The organism is Arthrobacter sp. MPF02, from assembly GCF_046605375.1.
Lineage (GTDB): Bacteria > Actinomycetota > Actinomycetes > Actinomycetales > Micrococcaceae > Arthrobacter.
The window spans coordinates 2,567,709-2,583,719 of the sequence record NZ_CP176772.1 but is presented as its reverse complement, the minus strand read 5'-3'; the positions used below and the strand labels follow the sequence as shown (position 1 = coordinate 2,583,719).

General features: G+C 67.4%; 17 protein-coding genes and 1 tRNA gene. 12 read left to right on the top strand and 6 right to left on the bottom strand.

Annotated elements, in window-relative coordinates:
• Nucleotides 1-68 precede the first annotated feature (68 nt).
• A complete protein-coding gene (locus ACLH0K_RS12130; protein ID WP_411373849.1) occupies nt 69-353 on the bottom strand; it encodes an FmdB family zinc ribbon protein in 285 nt (94 codons plus the stop codon).
• A gap of 110 nt (nt 354-463) precedes the next feature.
• Nucleotides 464-1,084 carry a 5-formyltetrahydrofolate cyclo-ligase gene (locus ACLH0K_RS12125; RefSeq protein WP_411373848.1) on the bottom strand — a complete coding sequence of 207 codons (621 nt, stop codon included), beginning with the start codon at nt 1,082-1,084 and terminating at the stop codon, nt 464-466.
• A gap of 104 nt (nt 1,085-1,188) precedes the next feature.
• Here ACLH0K_RS12125 and galU point away from each other — a divergent pair, with 104 nt between their 5' ends.
• The 5 genes from galU (at nt 1,189) to ACLH0K_RS12100 (ending at nt 5,193) form a co-directional block, all read left to right on the top strand.
• Nucleotides 1,189-2,094, top strand: coding sequence for a UTP--glucose-1-phosphate uridylyltransferase GalU (gene galU, locus ACLH0K_RS12120; RefSeq protein ID WP_411373847.1), 906 nt, complete (start codon nt 1,189-1,191; stop codon nt 2,092-2,094).
• A gap of 5 nt (nt 2,095-2,099) precedes the next feature.
• Complete coding sequence (locus ACLH0K_RS12115) at nt 2,100-2,720, top strand: GNAT family N-acetyltransferase (RefSeq protein WP_411373846.1); 621 nt, start codon at nt 2,100-2,102, stop codon at nt 2,718-2,720.
• An 81-nt stretch (nt 2,721-2,801) separates the two neighbouring features.
• Nucleotides 2,802-3,746: a hypothetical protein gene (locus tag ACLH0K_RS12110; protein ID WP_411373845.1), complete on the top strand. Its 945-nt coding sequence runs from the start codon at nt 2,802-2,804 to the stop codon at nt 3,744-3,746.
• A 149-nt stretch (nt 3,747-3,895) separates the two neighbouring features.
• Nucleotides 3,896-3,968, top strand: a tRNA-Ala gene (locus ACLH0K_RS12105).
• Between the two features lie 220 nt (nt 3,969-4,188).
• Nucleotides 4,189-5,193 (top strand): IS481 family transposase, encoded by a 1,005-nt coding sequence (locus tag ACLH0K_RS12100; RefSeq protein WP_411373844.1) that lies wholly within the window; start codon nt 4,189-4,191, stop codon nt 5,191-5,193.
• A 5-nt stretch (nt 5,194-5,198) separates the two neighbouring features.
• On the opposite strand, the gene ACLH0K_RS12095 is transcribed toward ACLH0K_RS12100, so the two are convergent.
• Nucleotides 5,199-5,693, bottom strand: coding sequence for an Lrp/AsnC family transcriptional regulator (locus tag ACLH0K_RS12095; RefSeq protein ID WP_411373843.1), 495 nt, complete (start codon nt 5,691-5,693; stop codon nt 5,199-5,201).
• Between the two features lie 152 nt (nt 5,694-5,845).
• Between ACLH0K_RS12095 and ACLH0K_RS12090 the strand changes: the two genes are divergently transcribed.
• Nucleotides 5,846-7,087, top strand: coding sequence for an MFS transporter (locus ACLH0K_RS12090; protein ID WP_411373842.1), 1,242 nt, complete (start codon nt 5,846-5,848; stop codon nt 7,085-7,087).
• 21 nt (nt 7,088-7,108) lie between these two features.
• Here ACLH0K_RS12090 and ACLH0K_RS12085 read toward each other — a convergent pair whose 3' ends face one another.
• Both ACLH0K_RS12085 and ACLH0K_RS12080 read right to left on the bottom strand, forming a co-directional pair.
• The gene (locus ACLH0K_RS12085) at nt 7,109-7,612 is read right to left on the bottom strand and encodes an Lrp/AsnC family transcriptional regulator (protein ID WP_138136274.1); all 504 of its coding nucleotides are present in this window, start codon (nt 7,610-7,612) and stop codon (nt 7,109-7,111) included.
• A gap of 141 nt (nt 7,613-7,753) precedes the next feature.
• Nucleotides 7,754-8,986, bottom strand: coding sequence for an MFS transporter (locus ACLH0K_RS12080; protein WP_411373841.1), 1,233 nt, complete (start codon nt 8,984-8,986; stop codon nt 7,754-7,756).
• A gap of 174 nt (nt 8,987-9,160) precedes the next feature.
• On the opposite strand from ACLH0K_RS12080, the gene ACLH0K_RS12075 reads away from it, so the two are divergent.
• The gene (locus ACLH0K_RS12075) at nt 9,161-10,138 is read left to right on the top strand and encodes a LysR family transcriptional regulator (RefSeq protein WP_411373839.1); all 978 of its coding nucleotides are present in this window, start codon (nt 9,161-9,163) and stop codon (nt 10,136-10,138) included.
• Nucleotides 10,139-10,173: 35 nt separating this feature from the next.
• The gene (locus ACLH0K_RS12070) at nt 10,174-11,124 is read left to right on the top strand and encodes an N-acetylglucosamine kinase (RefSeq protein WP_411373838.1); all 951 of its coding nucleotides are present in this window, start codon (nt 10,174-10,176) and stop codon (nt 11,122-11,124) included.
• Between the two features lie 37 nt (nt 11,125-11,161).
• On the opposite strand, the gene ACLH0K_RS12065 is transcribed toward ACLH0K_RS12070, so the two are convergent.
• A complete protein-coding gene (locus ACLH0K_RS12065) occupies nt 11,162-12,178 on the bottom strand; it encodes a pirin family protein (RefSeq protein ID WP_411373837.1) in 1,017 nt (338 codons plus the stop codon).
• Nucleotides 12,179-12,425: 247 nt separating this feature from the next.
• Here ACLH0K_RS12065 and ACLH0K_RS12060 point away from each other — a divergent pair, with 247 nt between their 5' ends.
• From ACLH0K_RS12060 to ACLH0K_RS12045, 4 genes are read left to right on the top strand one after another with little or no spacing between them, the layout of a single operon-like run.
• On the top strand, nt 12,426-13,526 hold the full coding sequence (locus ACLH0K_RS12060) for an ABC transporter ATP-binding protein (RefSeq protein ID WP_411373836.1): 1,101 nt from the start codon (nt 12,426-12,428) through the stop codon (nt 13,524-13,526).
• On the top strand, nt 13,526-14,254 hold the full coding sequence (locus ACLH0K_RS12055; RefSeq protein WP_411373835.1) for an ABC transporter permease: 729 nt from the start codon (nt 13,526-13,528) through the stop codon (nt 14,252-14,254). Before ACLH0K_RS12060 ends, ACLH0K_RS12055 begins: the two co-directional genes overlap by 1 nt.
• Nucleotides 14,251-14,994: an ABC transporter permease gene (locus ACLH0K_RS12050; protein WP_411373834.1), complete on the top strand. Its 744-nt coding sequence runs from the start codon at nt 14,251-14,253 to the stop codon at nt 14,992-14,994. The genes ACLH0K_RS12055 and ACLH0K_RS12050 overlap by 4 nt, the downstream gene beginning before the upstream one ends.
• The gene (locus tag ACLH0K_RS12045; protein ID WP_411373833.1) at nt 14,991-15,953 is read left to right on the top strand and encodes an ABC transporter substrate-binding protein; all 963 of its coding nucleotides are present in this window, start codon (nt 14,991-14,993) and stop codon (nt 15,951-15,953) included. The genes ACLH0K_RS12050 and ACLH0K_RS12045 overlap by 4 nt, the downstream gene beginning before the upstream one ends.
• Nucleotides 15,954-16,011: the final 58 nt, after the last annotated feature.

The following is a 16,011-nucleotide window of genomic DNA, read 5'->3' as shown; positions in this document are numbered from 1 at the left end:
GCCCCGCGCCTATGTGGACAATGTCCGGGAAAGCGCGGGGCCGCCATCGGAAGGGCGAAAGCCGGATATTAGCTGGCGGCGGCTGCCGGAGCGGGCGATGCAGGCGCGGACGCGGCCGGGGCTGTGGGAGCGGGTGAGGAGGCAGCCGGGGCTGCGGAAACGGTGCTGCCCTTGGAGTCGCGGGAATCCGTGCGGTAGAAACCGGAACCCTTGAACACGACGCCCACGCTGTTGAACTTTTTGCGCAGTGCGCCCTGGCATTCGGGGCAGGACGTCAGTGAGCTGTCCGTGAATGACTGGACGATATCGAAGGCATGGCCGCAATCCTTGCAGGCGTAAGCATATGTTGGCACTGGTGCTCCTCCTCTTGGGCAAACGAGAGGTCCCGTGCTGCCGCCGGCAATCCGTTAGCAGTCGTAGGGCCTGAGTGCTAATTCTATCATCCCCTTACCGCCACCCTGCCCTAGGCGATGTGCCCCAGCGGGCGCAAACCGGACGGCACCAGGACGGCGGGAACGGGACGATCGAACTCCTCGGCAGGAATGCTTCCGGCCGGCAGCAGTTCATCGTCGTAGATAACAGCGGCCAGCGGGATTTCCTTCCCGGCGGTGGCCAGATGGCCCAGGAACTTGTCGTAGTACCCGCCGCCCTGTCCCACCCGGTTGCCGTCGAGGTCCACCGCTGTGGCCGGGATGAACAGGGCCGCGGCATCGCCCGCCACGTCCGGCCCGTGGCGGGGCCCGGCCGGCTCCATGATGGGCGCGTAGCTGCTGCGCACGAACTCGCTGTCCGGACTCCAATAGACCCAGCTCAGTTCCCGCCCCGGCTCACAGACGGGAAGCAGGACGCGATGTCCGTTGATGTGGAGGGCGCTGATCAGCGGAAGGGTAGGCGGCTCAACGCCCACTCCCAGGTAGACGCAGAAGGTGGCCGCCCCGCCACCGGTGACGGTTTCCGCCCAGCCTGCGCCGTGAAGCGCAATCGCTGCGCCGGCGGCCTCCAGGTCAGCCGGGGTGAGGGCGGCACGCCGCCGGCGGTGTTCTTTGCGGATGCCGTCCTTAACCATCGTTGACTCCTCAGGCATTGTGCCTCCTCATCCGCCCAAAGACGGTCGTGTGCACGGCACCGGGCAGCAAACTGCCGGTCCGCTGATTACTGAATGCATGATGCTGACGTTAGATTAGTCCGGTGACTACCAGTAACCCGAGAGTTCGCAAAGCCGTCATCCCCGCAGCCGGGCTGGGCACCAGGTTCCTTCCCGCCACCAAGGCCATGCCCAAGGAAATGCTTCCCGTGGTGGACAAGCCCGCCATCCAGTACGTGGTCGAGGAAGCCGTCCAGGTGGGCCTGAACGACCTCCTGATGATCACCGGCCGGAACAAGCGCGCGCTGGAGGACCACTTTGACCGCGTTCCGGCGCTGGAGTCCACCCTCGAGGACAAAGGGGACACCCAGAAGCTCGCGTCCATTCAGGCGGCCAGCAACCTGGGCGATATCCACTACGTGCGCCAGGGTGACGCCAACGGGCTGGGCCACGCGGTGCTGCGGGCCAAGCAACACGTCGGCGACGAAGCGTTCGCGGTGCTGCTCGGGGACGACCTGATCGACGCCCGGGACGAACTCCTCAGCACCATGATCGACGTGCAGGTGAAAACGGGAGGGTCCGTCGTCGCGCTCATCGAGGTGGAGCCGTCGCAGATCAGCGCCTACGGCTGCGCGGACATCTCCGGGATCGACGGGGAAGGCTACGTCCGCATCAACCGCCTGGTCGAGAAGCCGGCCGCCGACGAGGCTCCGTCCAACCTTGCCGTCATTGGCCGGTACGTGCTGCATCCCGCCGTTTTCCAGGTCCTGGAGCACACCGGTCCAGGCCGCGGCGGTGAAATCCAGCTGACCGATGCGCTGCAGGAACTGGCTACCGGGGACGGCGAAGGGCACGGCGTTTACGGTGTGGTGTTCCGCGGCCGCCGCTACGATACCGGCGACAAACTGAGCTACCTCAAAGCCTGCGTCCAGCTGGCCATTGACAGCGAAGATCTGGGCCCCGGGCTCCGGGAGTGGCTGCCGGGCTTCACCGCCGGCCTGTCAAAGTAAGTCCCGTGCGACCCGGCCCCATCTGGCCCGTAACCCTGGAATGCGGGGACCTGGTCCTGCGCCCCATCAGGTACCGGGACAAAAAGGAATGGACCGAGGTCCGTTCCCGCAACAGCCAGTGGCTGGCGCCATGGGAGGCCTCCAACCCCGATCCCCGCGGCGGGCTGCCTGACTACCGGCAGATGGTGCGATCGCTGAACGTTCAGGCCGCCCAGGCAACGGCACTGCCCTTCGTTATCACGGAACGGGTCCCCGGACTTCGAAACCCGGCGATCATCGGCCAACTGACAGTGTCCTCCATCGTGTGGGGGTCCGTCATGATGGCCACCCTTGGTTATTGGGTGGACCAGGCCAAGGCGGGGCGGGGGATCGCACCCACGGCAGTAGCCCTGGTGACGGACCACTGTTTCCAGACGCTGGGGCTGCACCGGATGGAGATCAACATCCGTCCTGAGAACGGGCCGAGCCTGCGCGTGGTGGAGAAGCTGGGGTTCCGGGACGAGGGGTACCGCCCGCGCTATTTGCACATCAACGGGGCATGGGCCGACCACCGGTCATTTGCCCTGACAGCGGAAGAGGTGCCGGACGGACTGCTGCCACGCTGGCTTGCCTCCCGCCCGTCATAAATCCACTCATTTGCGTCCGGGACTGCGACACACCGGCGCCAATGCGCGTGCAGGACACGCGATGCTCATACGGTTTTGAGTGTGGACTTCCCCCTTAGCAGCTCAGTGATCCTTGTGGTTGCCGTCGTGCTCTGGATTGTGTGGGTCGCGCCCTACGTCCTCCGGAACCGCCGGCACCAGTTCCAGCCCGCCGTCGACCTTGTGGCGGGCGTCGCCGCCGAGGATAAACCGGAGCCGCCCGCCGGCCTGGTCCTGAATGTCGCAGCCCAGCAGGAGAAGCCCATGGATGCCAGGAAGAGTGCCGGACTCGCCGCAAATGCTTCAGGACCGGCACCTAAGCCCCTCCGGATCCGCTACGGCCGCACAGCCCTTGCGCTGACCGGTCTGTTGTCCCTGGCCACTGCGCTTGTGTCGGCGCTCCTGCTGTTGTTCGGACTGGGCTCGCCCGCGCTTCCGCTGGCCTGCGCGGCGCTGACAGCCGGGTCCATCGCCATCCTGCGCTGGCTGGCCGTCCGCGACCGCAAGGCAAGGGTCAACGCGGCCTTCCGCTCCGCAATGGCCGCACCGGCGCAGCCCAAGGCAGCCCGGCCCAAGGCGGCGGATATTCCGCCGAAGCCGGAAACTGCTCCGGTTCCACGCGAAAGCAAGCTCTTCGACGGCGAGGCCCACCAGCCGAAAGTCCAGCAGCTGACGGCCCAGGAACTGCGCGAGGCTGCGCTTGCCGTTGCCGCGGCCGCGGGGGACACCAGTGCGGCAACAACGGCCCAAGGCGTGCCCGCCGGAACCCCCTGGGAACCGGTGGAAGTTCCCAAGCCTGTGTACGTTGAGGCGGCAAAGGCGGAGCGCCCCGAGCCTGAACCCCTGGAGCTGCCCGCCGCCCCGAAAGCCGTGGGCAAGCCGTCACTGAAACAGGGTGCAGCAGGAACACCTGCAGCTGCGCCCGTTGCCGCTGAGGCCCAGCAGTCCGGCAAGGCGCAGAGCGCCCTGAGCAACCTCGACGACGTCCTGCAGCGCCGGCGGGCATAGCCAGGCCGTGCAGGAGCGGCTGCCGCCGAGGTACGACGGCGGGACGTTCCCGGGGTGCGGAGGAGCGCCTGGGCGGCGGATTGGCGTTAGGCAGGGAAAATTTGTAGCCTAGGGTCACCGGTTCCGCACCAGCAGGCGCGGCACGTTCCGGGGCTATAGCTCAGTTGGTAGAGCGCTTCGTTCGCATCGAAGAGGTCAGGAGTTCGAATCTCCTTAGCTCCACTCCTTCAGCCCCGTGTTAGCGCGGGGCTTTTCCTTTTCTGCAGGGGACCTGGCAGGGCCGGCGTGGTCAGGGCATTGCCATGGAAGCCGGATGCCTGCACCGCGGCCTAGCTGTACTGTCCCGGCAGGTTGGTGACACGGGGATTGATTTGACGCAATAAGAGGACCTCCGGGTGTTGTGTGGTGCTTGTCGAGAGCGAACACAAACCAGGAGGTCCTCGTGTCCCACCGTAACGCGTTTCTGGCCCACTCGGGGCGTTTGCAACTCGCCCGCTGCATCGTGGTTGATGGATGGCCGCTGCGCCGCGCCGCGGAAAGATTTCACGTTTCTGTTCCAACGGCCGCGCGCTGGTCCGCCCGCTATCGGGAACTGGGGGAAGACGGGCTGGGGGACCGAACGAGCCGGCCGCTGACCTGCCCGCATCGGACGGTGATCCGCACCGAGCGGCGTGTGCTGGGACTGCGTGTTAGCAAACGCTGGGGACCGGCCAGAATCGCGTACCACCTGCACCTGAACGTCTCTACGGTCCATCGCATACTGACTCGCTATCACTGCCCACCGCTGCGCTTCACCGACCCCGCAACAGGGACCAGAGTCCGTGGCCGGGACCTCGCCCGCCGCTACGAATATGCCTGGCCGGGCGACATGATCCACGTCGACATCAAGAAGCTGGGCCGGATCCCCAACGGAGGCGGGCACCGGGTCCGCGGCCGCGTACATGGCGAAGCCAACTCCCGGGCGCGAAACCTCGCTGAAGGCCAGCGCAAGGACCGCGGCCAGGTCCGGGGCTACACGTTTCTGCACCACGCAGTGGATGATCATTCCCGGTTCGTCTACTCCGAGATCCTGGCCGACGAAACCAAGGAGACCGCCTCCAAGTTCATGCGCAACGCCATCGCCGCGTTCGCCGCCCAAGGCGTCAAAATCCAAAGGGTACTCACTGACAATGGCTCCTGCTACCGTTCCCGTGCCTTCGCCGCAGTCTTGGCCGGGGCCGGAATCAAGCACAAGCGCACCAGGCCTTACAGACCCCAAACCAACGGCAAAGTCGAGCGTTTCAACCGCATCCTCCAAGAAGAATGGGCCTACGCCAGGGCCTACGGCTCAGAAGCAGAACGCCAGGCCTGTTACCAGGACTTCATCGACTACTACAATCAGCGCAGGCCCCACACCGCACTCAAAGGCGCCTCACCGGCCAGCCGCGTCATCAACCAACCGGGTTAGTACACCTAGCCGCCGGACTTGGCCAGTCCGCTGATCAGCGGCTCCGTCCGGTAAGGGATATGCGTGTGCAGGGCCAGCACTGTTTCGGTCCGGATGACGCCCTTGATCCGCAGGACCTGCCGCAACGAGGCCTGCAGGTTGTGCGTGTCCGTAGCCACCACGCGGCACCAGACGTCACCCCGGCCGGAAATCTCGTGGACTTCGAGGACCTGGGGAATCAGCCTTAGCGCGGCGACCACCCCGTCCAGCTCACGGTGGGTCACCTCGATGGTCACGAAAGCCACCACGTCGTAGCCGACAGCTTCGAGGTCCACTTCCCGCCCTCCCGGGCGCAGGACCCCTGCACGGAGAAGGCGGCGGACCCGTGACTGGGCAGTGTTCCGCGCAACGCCCACCGCGTCGCTCAGCTCGCCGATCTGGATCCGGGGGTCACGGATCAGGGCCAGGAGGATTTTGAGGTCTGTGGAGTCGAGATTGTTCAAATGGTCACTCCGGATCATATTCGACGGATAGTTTTGATACTCCTGCGCAATTTTCCCACGAAAGACGGCGTAAAAAGGCACCCATGCCGCAATGTGGTGCCATCGCACATCGACCCCGCGCCGGACACCCACAAGGACCACCTGCCGCGGCTCAGCAGGAAGGCCGCTCCATGACAGTCTTCAGTGAACTCAGGATGCGTCCGGCGCCGGCGACGGCAACGGGCTGGAACGCCTCCACCACCTCCCGGCTGGTGGTGGCGTGCGCCGTCATATTCGTCCTGCTCGTCGGTGCGAACCTGGCCACACCGCTGTATCCGCTCCTGCAGGCACAGTTGGGTCTTTCCACGCTGGATGTGACTGCTGCGTTCGCAAGCTATGTCATCGCGCTGGTGGCAACGCTCGTGCTGGCCGGGCACTGGTCCGACCATATTGGCCGCCGGGCTGCCCTGCTCCTGGCCGTCCTTATGGGACTGGCAGGCGGGTGGGTGTTTGCAGGCGCCGGAACCCTCGCTGCGGTCTGCACGGGCCGGGCCCTGCAAGGGATCGCCGTCGGCCTGGCTACCGGAGCCAGCGCCGCCGCACTGCGCGAACTGCTGCCTTCCCGTCCGGAGTGGGCATCACGGTTCACTCTCCTGGCTTCATCCGGGGGAGTGGCCGCCGGTCCCTTCCTCGGCGGGCTGCTGTCCCTGCTCCCGGGCGCAACCACCGCCCCGTACTTCGTGTACTCCCTGTTGCTGGCCGGGCTCCTGGTGCCGCTGTACCTCATCAAGGCCCGGCCCGCCATCAAGTTTCCCGCCCCGGCCAGGCCGCTGCAGGCGCTGGTTCCGCGGCCCCTGTCAGTCGCCCGGGACGCCCGCGGCGCGTTCTGGCTCGCCTCCGCCGTCGGGTTCCTCAGCTTCGCCGTGTTTGGCTTCTGCCTGTCGCTGGCGCCGGGATACCTCGCGCGCTTCCTGGACACGGATGCCCGGCCGGTGATCGGACTGCTCGCCGGTCTGCCGCTTGCGGCATCCGCTGCAAGCCAACTGCTTGCGGTACGGGGGCGTTACGTGCTTCCGGCGGGACTGGCGGTTCTGGGCGGTTCCGTCTTCCTGCTTGGAGCCGCGGGGGGAGCCTGGCACAGCCCGATGCTGCTGGTCCTGGCCGCCGTGGCGGCAGGTGCCGGCCAGGGCCTTGCCTTCCGGAAGGCCTTCAGCGAGGTGGCTGCAAGCGTTGACCCTGCCTGTCATGCCCAGGTTGTCAGCACCCTCTACGTTCTCACGTACCTGGGCAGCGCGGTTCCCGTCCTCGGGCTGGGCTGGGCGGCGGGGATGCTGGGCCAGGCTGCCGCCACCGGTGGCTTCCTGACAGCGTGCGGCACCGCGGCGCTGGCGCTCTCGGCCGTGGCGCTGCTCCGGGCGGCGCGCCGGCGGTAGTCAGCCGGCCAGGGTCCCGAACTACTCCGGCAGTGGCCCGTGGTTTCCCTGGATGTGTTCGAACACCAGCGTGGTTTCCGTGTGTCCCACCACCGGGTCCGTGGCAAGGTTGTCCAGCACCCAGTCCCGCAGGTCTTCCGTGGTTCCGACCGCGATGTGAAGCAGGTAGTCCACGGAGCCGGAGGTATGGAAGGTGGACAGCACCGCGGGCAGGTGCGGAACGCGAGAGGTGAAACGGTCGATCTGGTCGCGGTCGTGCGCGCGGAGCCGGACCGCCACCAGCGCCTGCACCGACCGGCCGATGGCGGAGAGGCTGAGCTTGGCCTCGTAGCCCTGCACGATGCCGCGCTCGGAAAGGGCGCGGGTGCGCATCAAGGCGGTTGAGGGGGCGATGCCCACCAGTTCGGCCAGCTGCTTGTTGGAGATCCTCGCGTCGGCCACCAGCGCAGCCAGGAGCCGCTCGTCTATGGCGTCCAGCGGCTCCAGATGGGCTCCCGGCCTGGGATTCCTGGCGTTCGTGCTCACGGATGTTCCTTCCAACGGTCTTGTGTTCATCCTAGACCGGCGAATTGGGGCCATCACGCCTGTTCCCGCGCCTCCTGCCGAATTTCATCAAGGGAAGGACTGGCCAGCAGGCATATCATTCGAGGCCTGCGTTGGGCGGGATCATTCGAGCCGCCCGCTGCCCGTATGCACGGCGGCGACGGCGGCGCCGGTGATACAGGCAAGGACCATGATGGCCGCCGCCAGGGCGTCCCAGCCCCATGACTGGAACAGCAGCCCGCCGGCCCAGCCAATGACGCTCGACCCAAGGTAATAGGCGAGGTTGTACAGCGAGGCGGCCTGCGCCCGTCCGGTGCTGGCAATGGCGCCCGTCCAGCCGGCGCCGATGCTGTGCGCTGCAAAGAAGCCCCCGGTGAAGACCACCAGCCCGGCCAGGATCAGCGGAAGGTACGGTGCGAGCGTCAAGGCAAGTCCCGCCGTCGTAAGGGCCAGCCCGGCGAGCAGGACATTCCGCCTGCCGAAGCGCGTTGCCAGCCCCGCGGCCCACCGCGAGGAGACGGTGCCGGACAGGTAGGCCAGGAAGATGAAGCTGATCAGCGTGGCCGGCAGGCTGAAAGGTCCGCCGGACAACCGGAAGCCCAGGTAGTTGTACACGGCCACAAAGCCGCCCATCATCAGGAAGGCCTGGACGTACAGAGCCAGCAACCGGATGTTCTGCAGATGGCCGCCGAGCGTACGGAGTCCGCCGCCGAACCCGGCGGCTCCTGCAGGCACGAATCCCCGGGCCTTCGGCACCAGGACCAGGAAGCCGACGGCGGCAAGCGCCGCCAGGGCTGACACGGCCAGGGCGGCTGCCCGCCAGCCCCACAGTTCCCCGGCCGGTCCGGCAACGAGCCGGCCGGCGAGGCCGCCAAGGGTGGTCCCCGCCACGTAGCTGCCTGCGGCCAGGGCTGCATGGGCCTTGGTCACCTCCTCATTGAGGTAGGCGATGGCGATGGCCGGGATTCCGCCCAGGGCCATACCCTCCAGGAGCCGCAGGGCCAGCAGCACGCCGAAGCTGGTGGACAGCGGCACCAGCAGGCCCAAAACCGTGGCAATCGAAATGCCCCATGTCATCGCCCTGACCCGGCCGATACGGTCTGCCAGGAACGACCAGGGGATGACGGTCACGGCAAGGCCCACCGTCGCCAGGGAGATGGTCAGGGCCGCCTCTGCCGCGGTGATGCGCAGGTCCGATGCCAGGAGGGGCAGGACGGCCTGCGTGGAGTAGAGCTGGGCGAACGTCGCGACGCCGGCGAAGGACAGGCCGGCGAGGATCCGCCCGTAGGCCCGGGACCCCTTTGGGTGTCCGTCCCAGCGCGGCAAAGACCCGGTGAGGCTTGCTTGGTGCGGCATGCAGCAAGGGTAGTCCGGGGGTATAGCATGCCTCCAATGCATAATTAGTGCAGAACTCATCGCATATTTGGATGTCTTCCCAACTGGGTAGCGCCAAGTGGCGTTTTGGGGGCTCAAAACGGCAGTTCGCGCTACTTAGTTGGGGGAGTGCGGGGGAAAGGGGAGCAGCCGCAGATGGAGGCGGACCACAAACAGCTGGTGCAACTGCTGCCGCTGCTGCCCGTGCTGGCCGAGCTCGGACGCACGGAGCACGTTACGGAAACGGCAGAACTCCTGGGAGTACCCCAGTCCACGGTGAGCCGCGCGCTCGCCCGGGCGAGCGCCGTCATCGGCACGGACCTGCTTGTCCGGGACGGCAGGGGCGTTCGGCTCACACCCGCTGCCCGCACCCTCCTGCCCTACATCGAGCAGGCCCTGGCAGAGTTCCAGGCCGGGCTGGACCTGGTCCGGAACGAATCGGAAGTGGTGCGGGGCAGGATTTCGATGTCCTTCCAGCACACGTTCGGCGAGGCCACCCTGCCCCTGCTCATCAGCGCCTTCCGCAGCCGCCATCCCGGCGCCGGCTTCGTCCTGAGTCAGGGCGCGCGCAACGCATGCCTCGAGCAGCTGGCCTCCGGCGAAGCGGACCTGGCCCTCACCGCGCCCGTAGGAACAGCGGGCAGGAACCTGGAGTCCGCGGCGCTGTACCGGGAGCCGCTCCGCCTGGTGGTGCACCACAGCCATCAGCTTGCAGGGCGTCCGACGGCGGCGCTCGCCGACATCGGGAATGACCCTTTTGTGGCCCTCGAGCCGGGGTACGGCATGCGCTCGCTCACCGACGCCCTGTTTCGGGAGGCTGGATACCGGCCCCGCATCGCCTTCGAAAGCCAGGACTCGCATACTGCCCGCGGCCTGGTATCCGCAGGCCTTGGTGTCAGCATCCTGCCACCCGATGGTGACGCTCCGGGCAGGACGGTCAGCCCGGAGACCGGGAACCTGGGCTGGGTGGAGGTTCCGCTTGGGTCCGCGCTGGCATACCGCGAGGTGGGCCTGACCTGGCGGAGGCGCAAGCCCGGCACGGAGCCGGTGCCAGTCCGGCTGTTCCGTGAAATGGTGCTCGCCGAGGGTCCGCGGCTGCTCGCCGGTCTGGTCAGGCAACGGACCGGGCGCTGATCCCTGCGGCTGCGGGCGGCCATTACCCTTGTGACGTGACCAACGCTGAAAAACCTTCCTCCCTTTCCGCGGATAAGACCGCGCCATCCGTCTACACCGGGCCGGCCGGCGTCATCATCGGCCTGGACATTGGGGGGACCAAGACCCACGGCATCCGGTTTGAAAATGGACTGCCCGTGGCTGACGAATCCGCCGGCAGCTCCAATGTCCAGAACGTCAGCCGTGAGGAAGCGGCCCGGAACATCGCCGACCTTTTCGGCCGTATTGGCAGCGGGACCGTGTCCCAGGTGTACGCGGGATCCGGCGGTATCGACACGGACGAGGACGCGGCGGCGCTCGCATCGCTGATCCAACCGCACGTGCCCGGTGCCCGGGTCACCGTGGTCCACGACTCGCGCCTGCTGTTGGCCGCGGGCCGGGCCAACACCGGCGTGGCAGTGATCGCCGGAACGGGATCGGCTGCCTGGGGCAGGAACACTGCGGGCACCGAAGCCCGGGCAGGCGGCTGGGGTTATCTTCTGGGCGACGAAGGCAGCGGATACTGGCTGGGCCGGGAAGCAGTCCGGCATAGCCTCAGGCGCATGAACCAGGGGCTGCCGGTGGACGGCCTCACCGCCGCCCTGCTGCAGTCCTGCGGGGTGGACCACCCCAACCGACTGATCGCGCTGTTCCACTCGCCGGATACCGGCCGCCGGTTCTGGGCGCAGCAGGCACGGCATGTGGTGGAAGCGGCTGCGGCGGACCATCCCGAAAGCCAGGCCCTGCTGGACCAGGCCGGCCGGGACCTGGCGGCCCTGGCGCTGCAGGTGCTGCGCCAGCTGAAGGCAGCCGGGCCTGTCATCCTTGGCGGCGGGCTGGGTATGAACGTGGCACCACTGCAGGAATCCTTCCGGCGGCACCTCGGCAGCGAGGGGGTCACGGATGTCCGCGTCCTGGACCAGGAGCCGGTGTTCGGGGTGCTGCAGCTCGTGGCGGAGCCGGCCTGAGCCCGGTCCCGCCGGACGGGACGTTTACGCCCTGGTCCTAAACAGCCCGTTTCCGGGGTGTCAGCCTGACAGCCGGCAGCGGAGGAGCCGGGATGCGGCCTGCCTCGGCTCCCGCATCCTGGCCGTGCCCGGGGACCAGGCCGTATCGGGCTGCCGCCGTCTCCGGCTCCGGCAGCTCCGCCTGTGCCTCCCAGTCCTCCCTTGCCTGCTCCACTTCCTCGTGTGTTCGGCCCACGAAGTTCCACCACATGAGCAGCTCCTCCTGGAACGGCTCCCCGCCAATGAGCAGGAAACGCGTGCCCGGGCGGGCCTCCAGCCGCAGATCCTGCCGGCCGGTTCCCAGGTAGCCCAGCGGACCGGGAAGCAGTTTCTGCCCGTCCAGCGCCAGCCCGCCGTCGAGCACCAGGATGCCGTGCTCAAAGTCAGGATTCAGGGGCAGGACTGCGGCGCCGCCGCAGGAAATGTCCGCACCCACAATCGGTGTGAACATCGTGGCTGGCGACGCCACACCGGCCAGTTCGCCCATCATCACCGTGGCGGTGTAGCCTTCCCCGCCCACCTGGGGCAGCTGCCGGTGCTGTTCGAACGCCGGCTGCCGGTGCCGTTCGCCCTCCGGCAGGGCCACCCACAGCTGAAGGCCGCGCTGCAGGGGCAGTTCCTCCCCGGCCGGCGGAAGCACCGCGAATTCCGAGTGGGAGACGCCGCGTCCCGCCGTCATGATGTTCAGCTCGCCCGGGCGGACCACGACGTCGCTGCCCACGCTGTCGCGGTGGCGGATGTGGCCCGCCAGCGGCCAGGTGACCGTCTGCAGCCCGATGTGAGGGTGGGGCAGGACGGACATTGCGGTCCGGTCGGGGCCGAAGCTGTCCAGGAAGCACCAGGCCCCGATGGTGGGCAGGCCGCGCTGGGGCAGGGTCCGCTGCACGTTCATGGCGCGGACGCCGCCCAGCGGCACCTCGCGTTCCGGCCACACTTGCAGGCAGGGGCCAGCGCTGCCCTCAGCGCCCGCCGGAGGACAAACTTCGTGCTGGGGTGATATGTCCAAGTTGGTCACCCTCCAACTCTAGGCCCGCGCAGGCGTGACGGATTTGGGCAGGCGCTGTTTGCCCTGCCAAACGGGGGAAGAGTGCCCATCCGGAAGCTCTTCCGCCCCGAATGGTTACAGTAGGGATTCCTTTGCCCGGATTAGGTGCTGCTTCTGGTGATGCCGGCTCCGGATTGGGTTACCGTAACTACAGCGTGCTGATGACAGTGTCGCGGTGCCGGCTGGCGCCGTCCAACAGAACAGGTAAGTCCGCACCATGGACCAGGCGATGATCGAGTTTCAGAGCGTGACCAAGCAGTACCAGGGCGGGCAGCCGGCCGTGGACAACCTCTCGCTGTCCATTGCGAAAGGGTCCATCACGGTCTTCGTTGGACCGTCCGGTTGCGGGAAGACCACCTCGCTGCGGATGATCAACCGGATGGTGGAGCCGACGTCCGGCACCATCACCGTTGCCGGTAAGGACGTCACCTCGGTCCCGGCCCCGGAACTGCGCCGCTCCATAGGGTACGTCATGCAGCAGGCCGGGCTGTTGCCGCACCGCTCGGTGCTGGACAACATAGCCACCGTTCCCCGGCTGGACGGCGTACCTAAGTCCCAGGCCCGCAAACGGGCGGAGGAGCTCCTGGACGTGGTGGGACTGGCCCCTCCGCTCGGCCAAAGGTATCCCTCGCAGCTGTCCGGCGGCCAGCAGCAGCGTGTCGGCGTGGCCCGCGCCCTCGCCGCCGACCCGCCGGTCCTCCTCATGGACGAGCCCTTCAGCGCAGTTGACCCGGTGGTCCGCGACGAACTCCAGCAGGAACTGCTGCGGCTGCAGAAGGACCTGGCCAAGACCATCGTCTTTGTCACCCACGACATCGACGAGGCCACCACGCTGGGTGACAAGGTGGCCGTCTTCGCGGTGGGCGGGCGGCTGGCACAGTACGCCACGCCGGAGGAGATCCTCCGCGCCCCGGCCAACGACTTCGTGGCGTCCTTCGTGGGCAGGGACCGGGGTTTCCGGCACCTTGGGTTCACCCCGTCCGACGGCGTGACGATCCATCAGGTGCCGACCATCGTCCGCGGACCTTCCGTTTCCAGTTCGGACCCTTCCGCGGCCGGCGGCTGGCAGCTGGTGGTGGACGGCGCGATGCGCCCGCTCGGCTGGTCCATTCCCGGATCCGAAACGGAGATGATCCCCGGAGGTTCCCTGTTCCGCCCCGGTGACAGCCTGCGCCGGGCGCTGGACGCGGCGCTGTCTTCGCCGTCGGGCCTTGGCGTGGCGGTGGACGCCGAGGGCCGGGTCCGGGGCGTGATCCGCGGCGGGGAGGTCCTGGCCCTGATTGAAGAGGCGCGCCAGCTGCGGCAGGCTGCCCTCTGATGGACTGGTTCCTCGCCAACAGCGGCATGGTGCTGGAGCGCGCGGGCCAGCACATGGTGCTGGCCATCGTGCCCATGGTCCTGGGGCTGCTGGTTTCCATCGTGCTGGCCCAGCTCGCCCGCCAGCACCGCGCCCTGCGGTCGGTGGTGCTGACAGCTTCATCGCTCCTGTACACCATCCCGTCGCTGGCCCTGTTCATCATCCTGCCCACCATCCTGGGCACCCGCATCCTGGATCCGCTCAACGTGGTGGTGGCCTTGACCATCTATGCCGTGGCACTGCTGGTCCGCGCAGCCCTCGACGCCTTCGATTCCGTGGACGCTGACGTCAGCCAGGCCGCCGTCGCCATGGGATACAAACCGCTCGCCCGGTTCCTCCAGGTGGACCTCCCGCTGTCCCTTCCGGTCCTGTTCGCCGGCCTGCGGGTAGTGTCCGTGAGCAATATTTCCCTGGTGAGCGTGGCCGCACTGCTGGGGATCGGCAACCTCGGCATGCTGTTCACCTCCGGCCTGCAGCGCGACTTTGTGACCGAAGTCGTAGTGGGCATCGTTGCCATCCTTGTTTTGGCGCTGCTGATGGATGCCCTCCTGGTCCTGCTCGAGCGGATCCTTACGCCGTGGGAGCGGACAGGGAAGCGCCGCGGTCCGTGGACGCAACCGGAGAACGCCGGCGGCGCTGCCGATGCCGACCTGGGCCTGTCCCTGCCGAAGACCGGAGGAAAGGCATGAGCGTCTTCTCCGATACCTTCGCCTGGCTGGCCGATCCTGAAAGCTGGGCAAGCAGCACCGGTATTCCCGCCCGGCTGGGCGAGCACCTTCAGTACACCGGGCTGGTGATGCTGATTGCCACAGCTATCGCCGTGCCGGTGGGACTCTACGTGGGACACACCGGCAGGGGACGCGTTGTCGTCGTTGCGCTGGCAGGCGCCCTGCGTGCCCTGCCGACGCTCGGCCTGCTGACCCTCTTCGTGCTGCTCGCCGGCATCGGGCTGATGCCGCCGGTCTGGGCCCTGGTGATCCTCACGGTGCCGCCGCTTCTGGCCGGAACGTATGCCGGAATCTCCAGTGTGGACCGCAACGTGGTGGACGCCGCCCGCGCCATGGGGATGACCGAACTGCAGGTCCTCTTCCGGGCGGAACTGCCCAACGCCCTGACCGTAATGTTCGGGGGCTTTCGGACCGGCGTGCTGCAGGTGATTGCCACGGTGTCCGTGGTGGCCTACATCAACCTCGGCGGCCTGGGCCGCTACCTCTTCGACGGCCTGGTCCTCAGTGACTTCCCGCAAATGCTGGGCGGTTCCCTGCTCATCGCGGCGCTGGCCATCGCCGTCGACCTTCTCCTTTCCCTGTTCCAGCGGCTGTTCCTGACCCCAGGCGCCGCCAGGCAGTCCCGCCGCAGCCAGCAGGCTGCGGACGATCCCACAGACCCCGTACCCGCGGAGGCTGTTGTCCAAGGAGGTAAACCATGAAACAAAGCCATCACCCACGCCTGGGCAGGCGGTCCTTCGGCGGGCTGGCCGCAGGGCTTGGACTGGCGGTGGCGCTGTCCGCCTGCGGCGGCTCGTCCGATCCCCTGGACAATGCCCCGGCGACCAGTGCCGGGGCATCCGGCGGGGCCACATCACTGGTGGTAGGTTCGGCCGATTTCCCGGAAAGCCAGATCATCGCCGAACTGTACGCAGGGGCGCTCAACGCCGCCGGCGTCACGGCCACCACCAAACCGAACATCGGCTCCCGCGAGGTCTATTTCAAAGCAGTGGAGGACGGCTCCGTGGACGTGGTGCCCGACTATACCGGCAACCTGCTGCTGCACGTGGACAAGGAAGCCACCGAGGAATCCGCCGAGGACATCGCCGGCGCCCTTCCGGACAAACTGCCGGACGGCCTCGCCGTGCTGGAACCGTCCAAGGCGGAAAACAAGGACGCCATGGTGGTCACCAAGGCCACGGCGGAGAAGTACCAGCTGAAGTCCATTGAGGACCTGGCCAAGGTCTGCTCAGAGATCACTGTCGGCGCCCCGGCCACCTTCGCCGAGCGGGCCTACGGGCTGCCGGGCCTGAAGGAGAACTACAACTGCGAGCCCCGGAAGCTGGAGCCCTTCAGCGATGGCGGCGGCCCGCTGACCCTCAAGGCGCTGCTGGAGGACCAGGTGCAGGTAGCCGACATCTACACCACCACCCCGTCCATCGCGGACAACGACCTGGTGGTCCTGGAGGACCCCAAGAACAACTTCATCGCCCAGCAGGTTGTCCCGCTGTACAACGAGGCCAAAATGACGGACAAGGCGAAGGAGGCACTGAACAACGTCTCCCGAATGCTCACCACTGACGACCTGATCAACCTCAACCGGGCCGTCAGCGGCAGCCAGAAACAGGGTGCCAAGGAGGCAGCCGATGCCTGGCTGAAGGAGAAAGGCATCGTCAAGTAGGCATCTTCCGTGCAGCCGCCAGGCTGCTTGAGCGGTGATCACGACGGCGGCTGCCGGC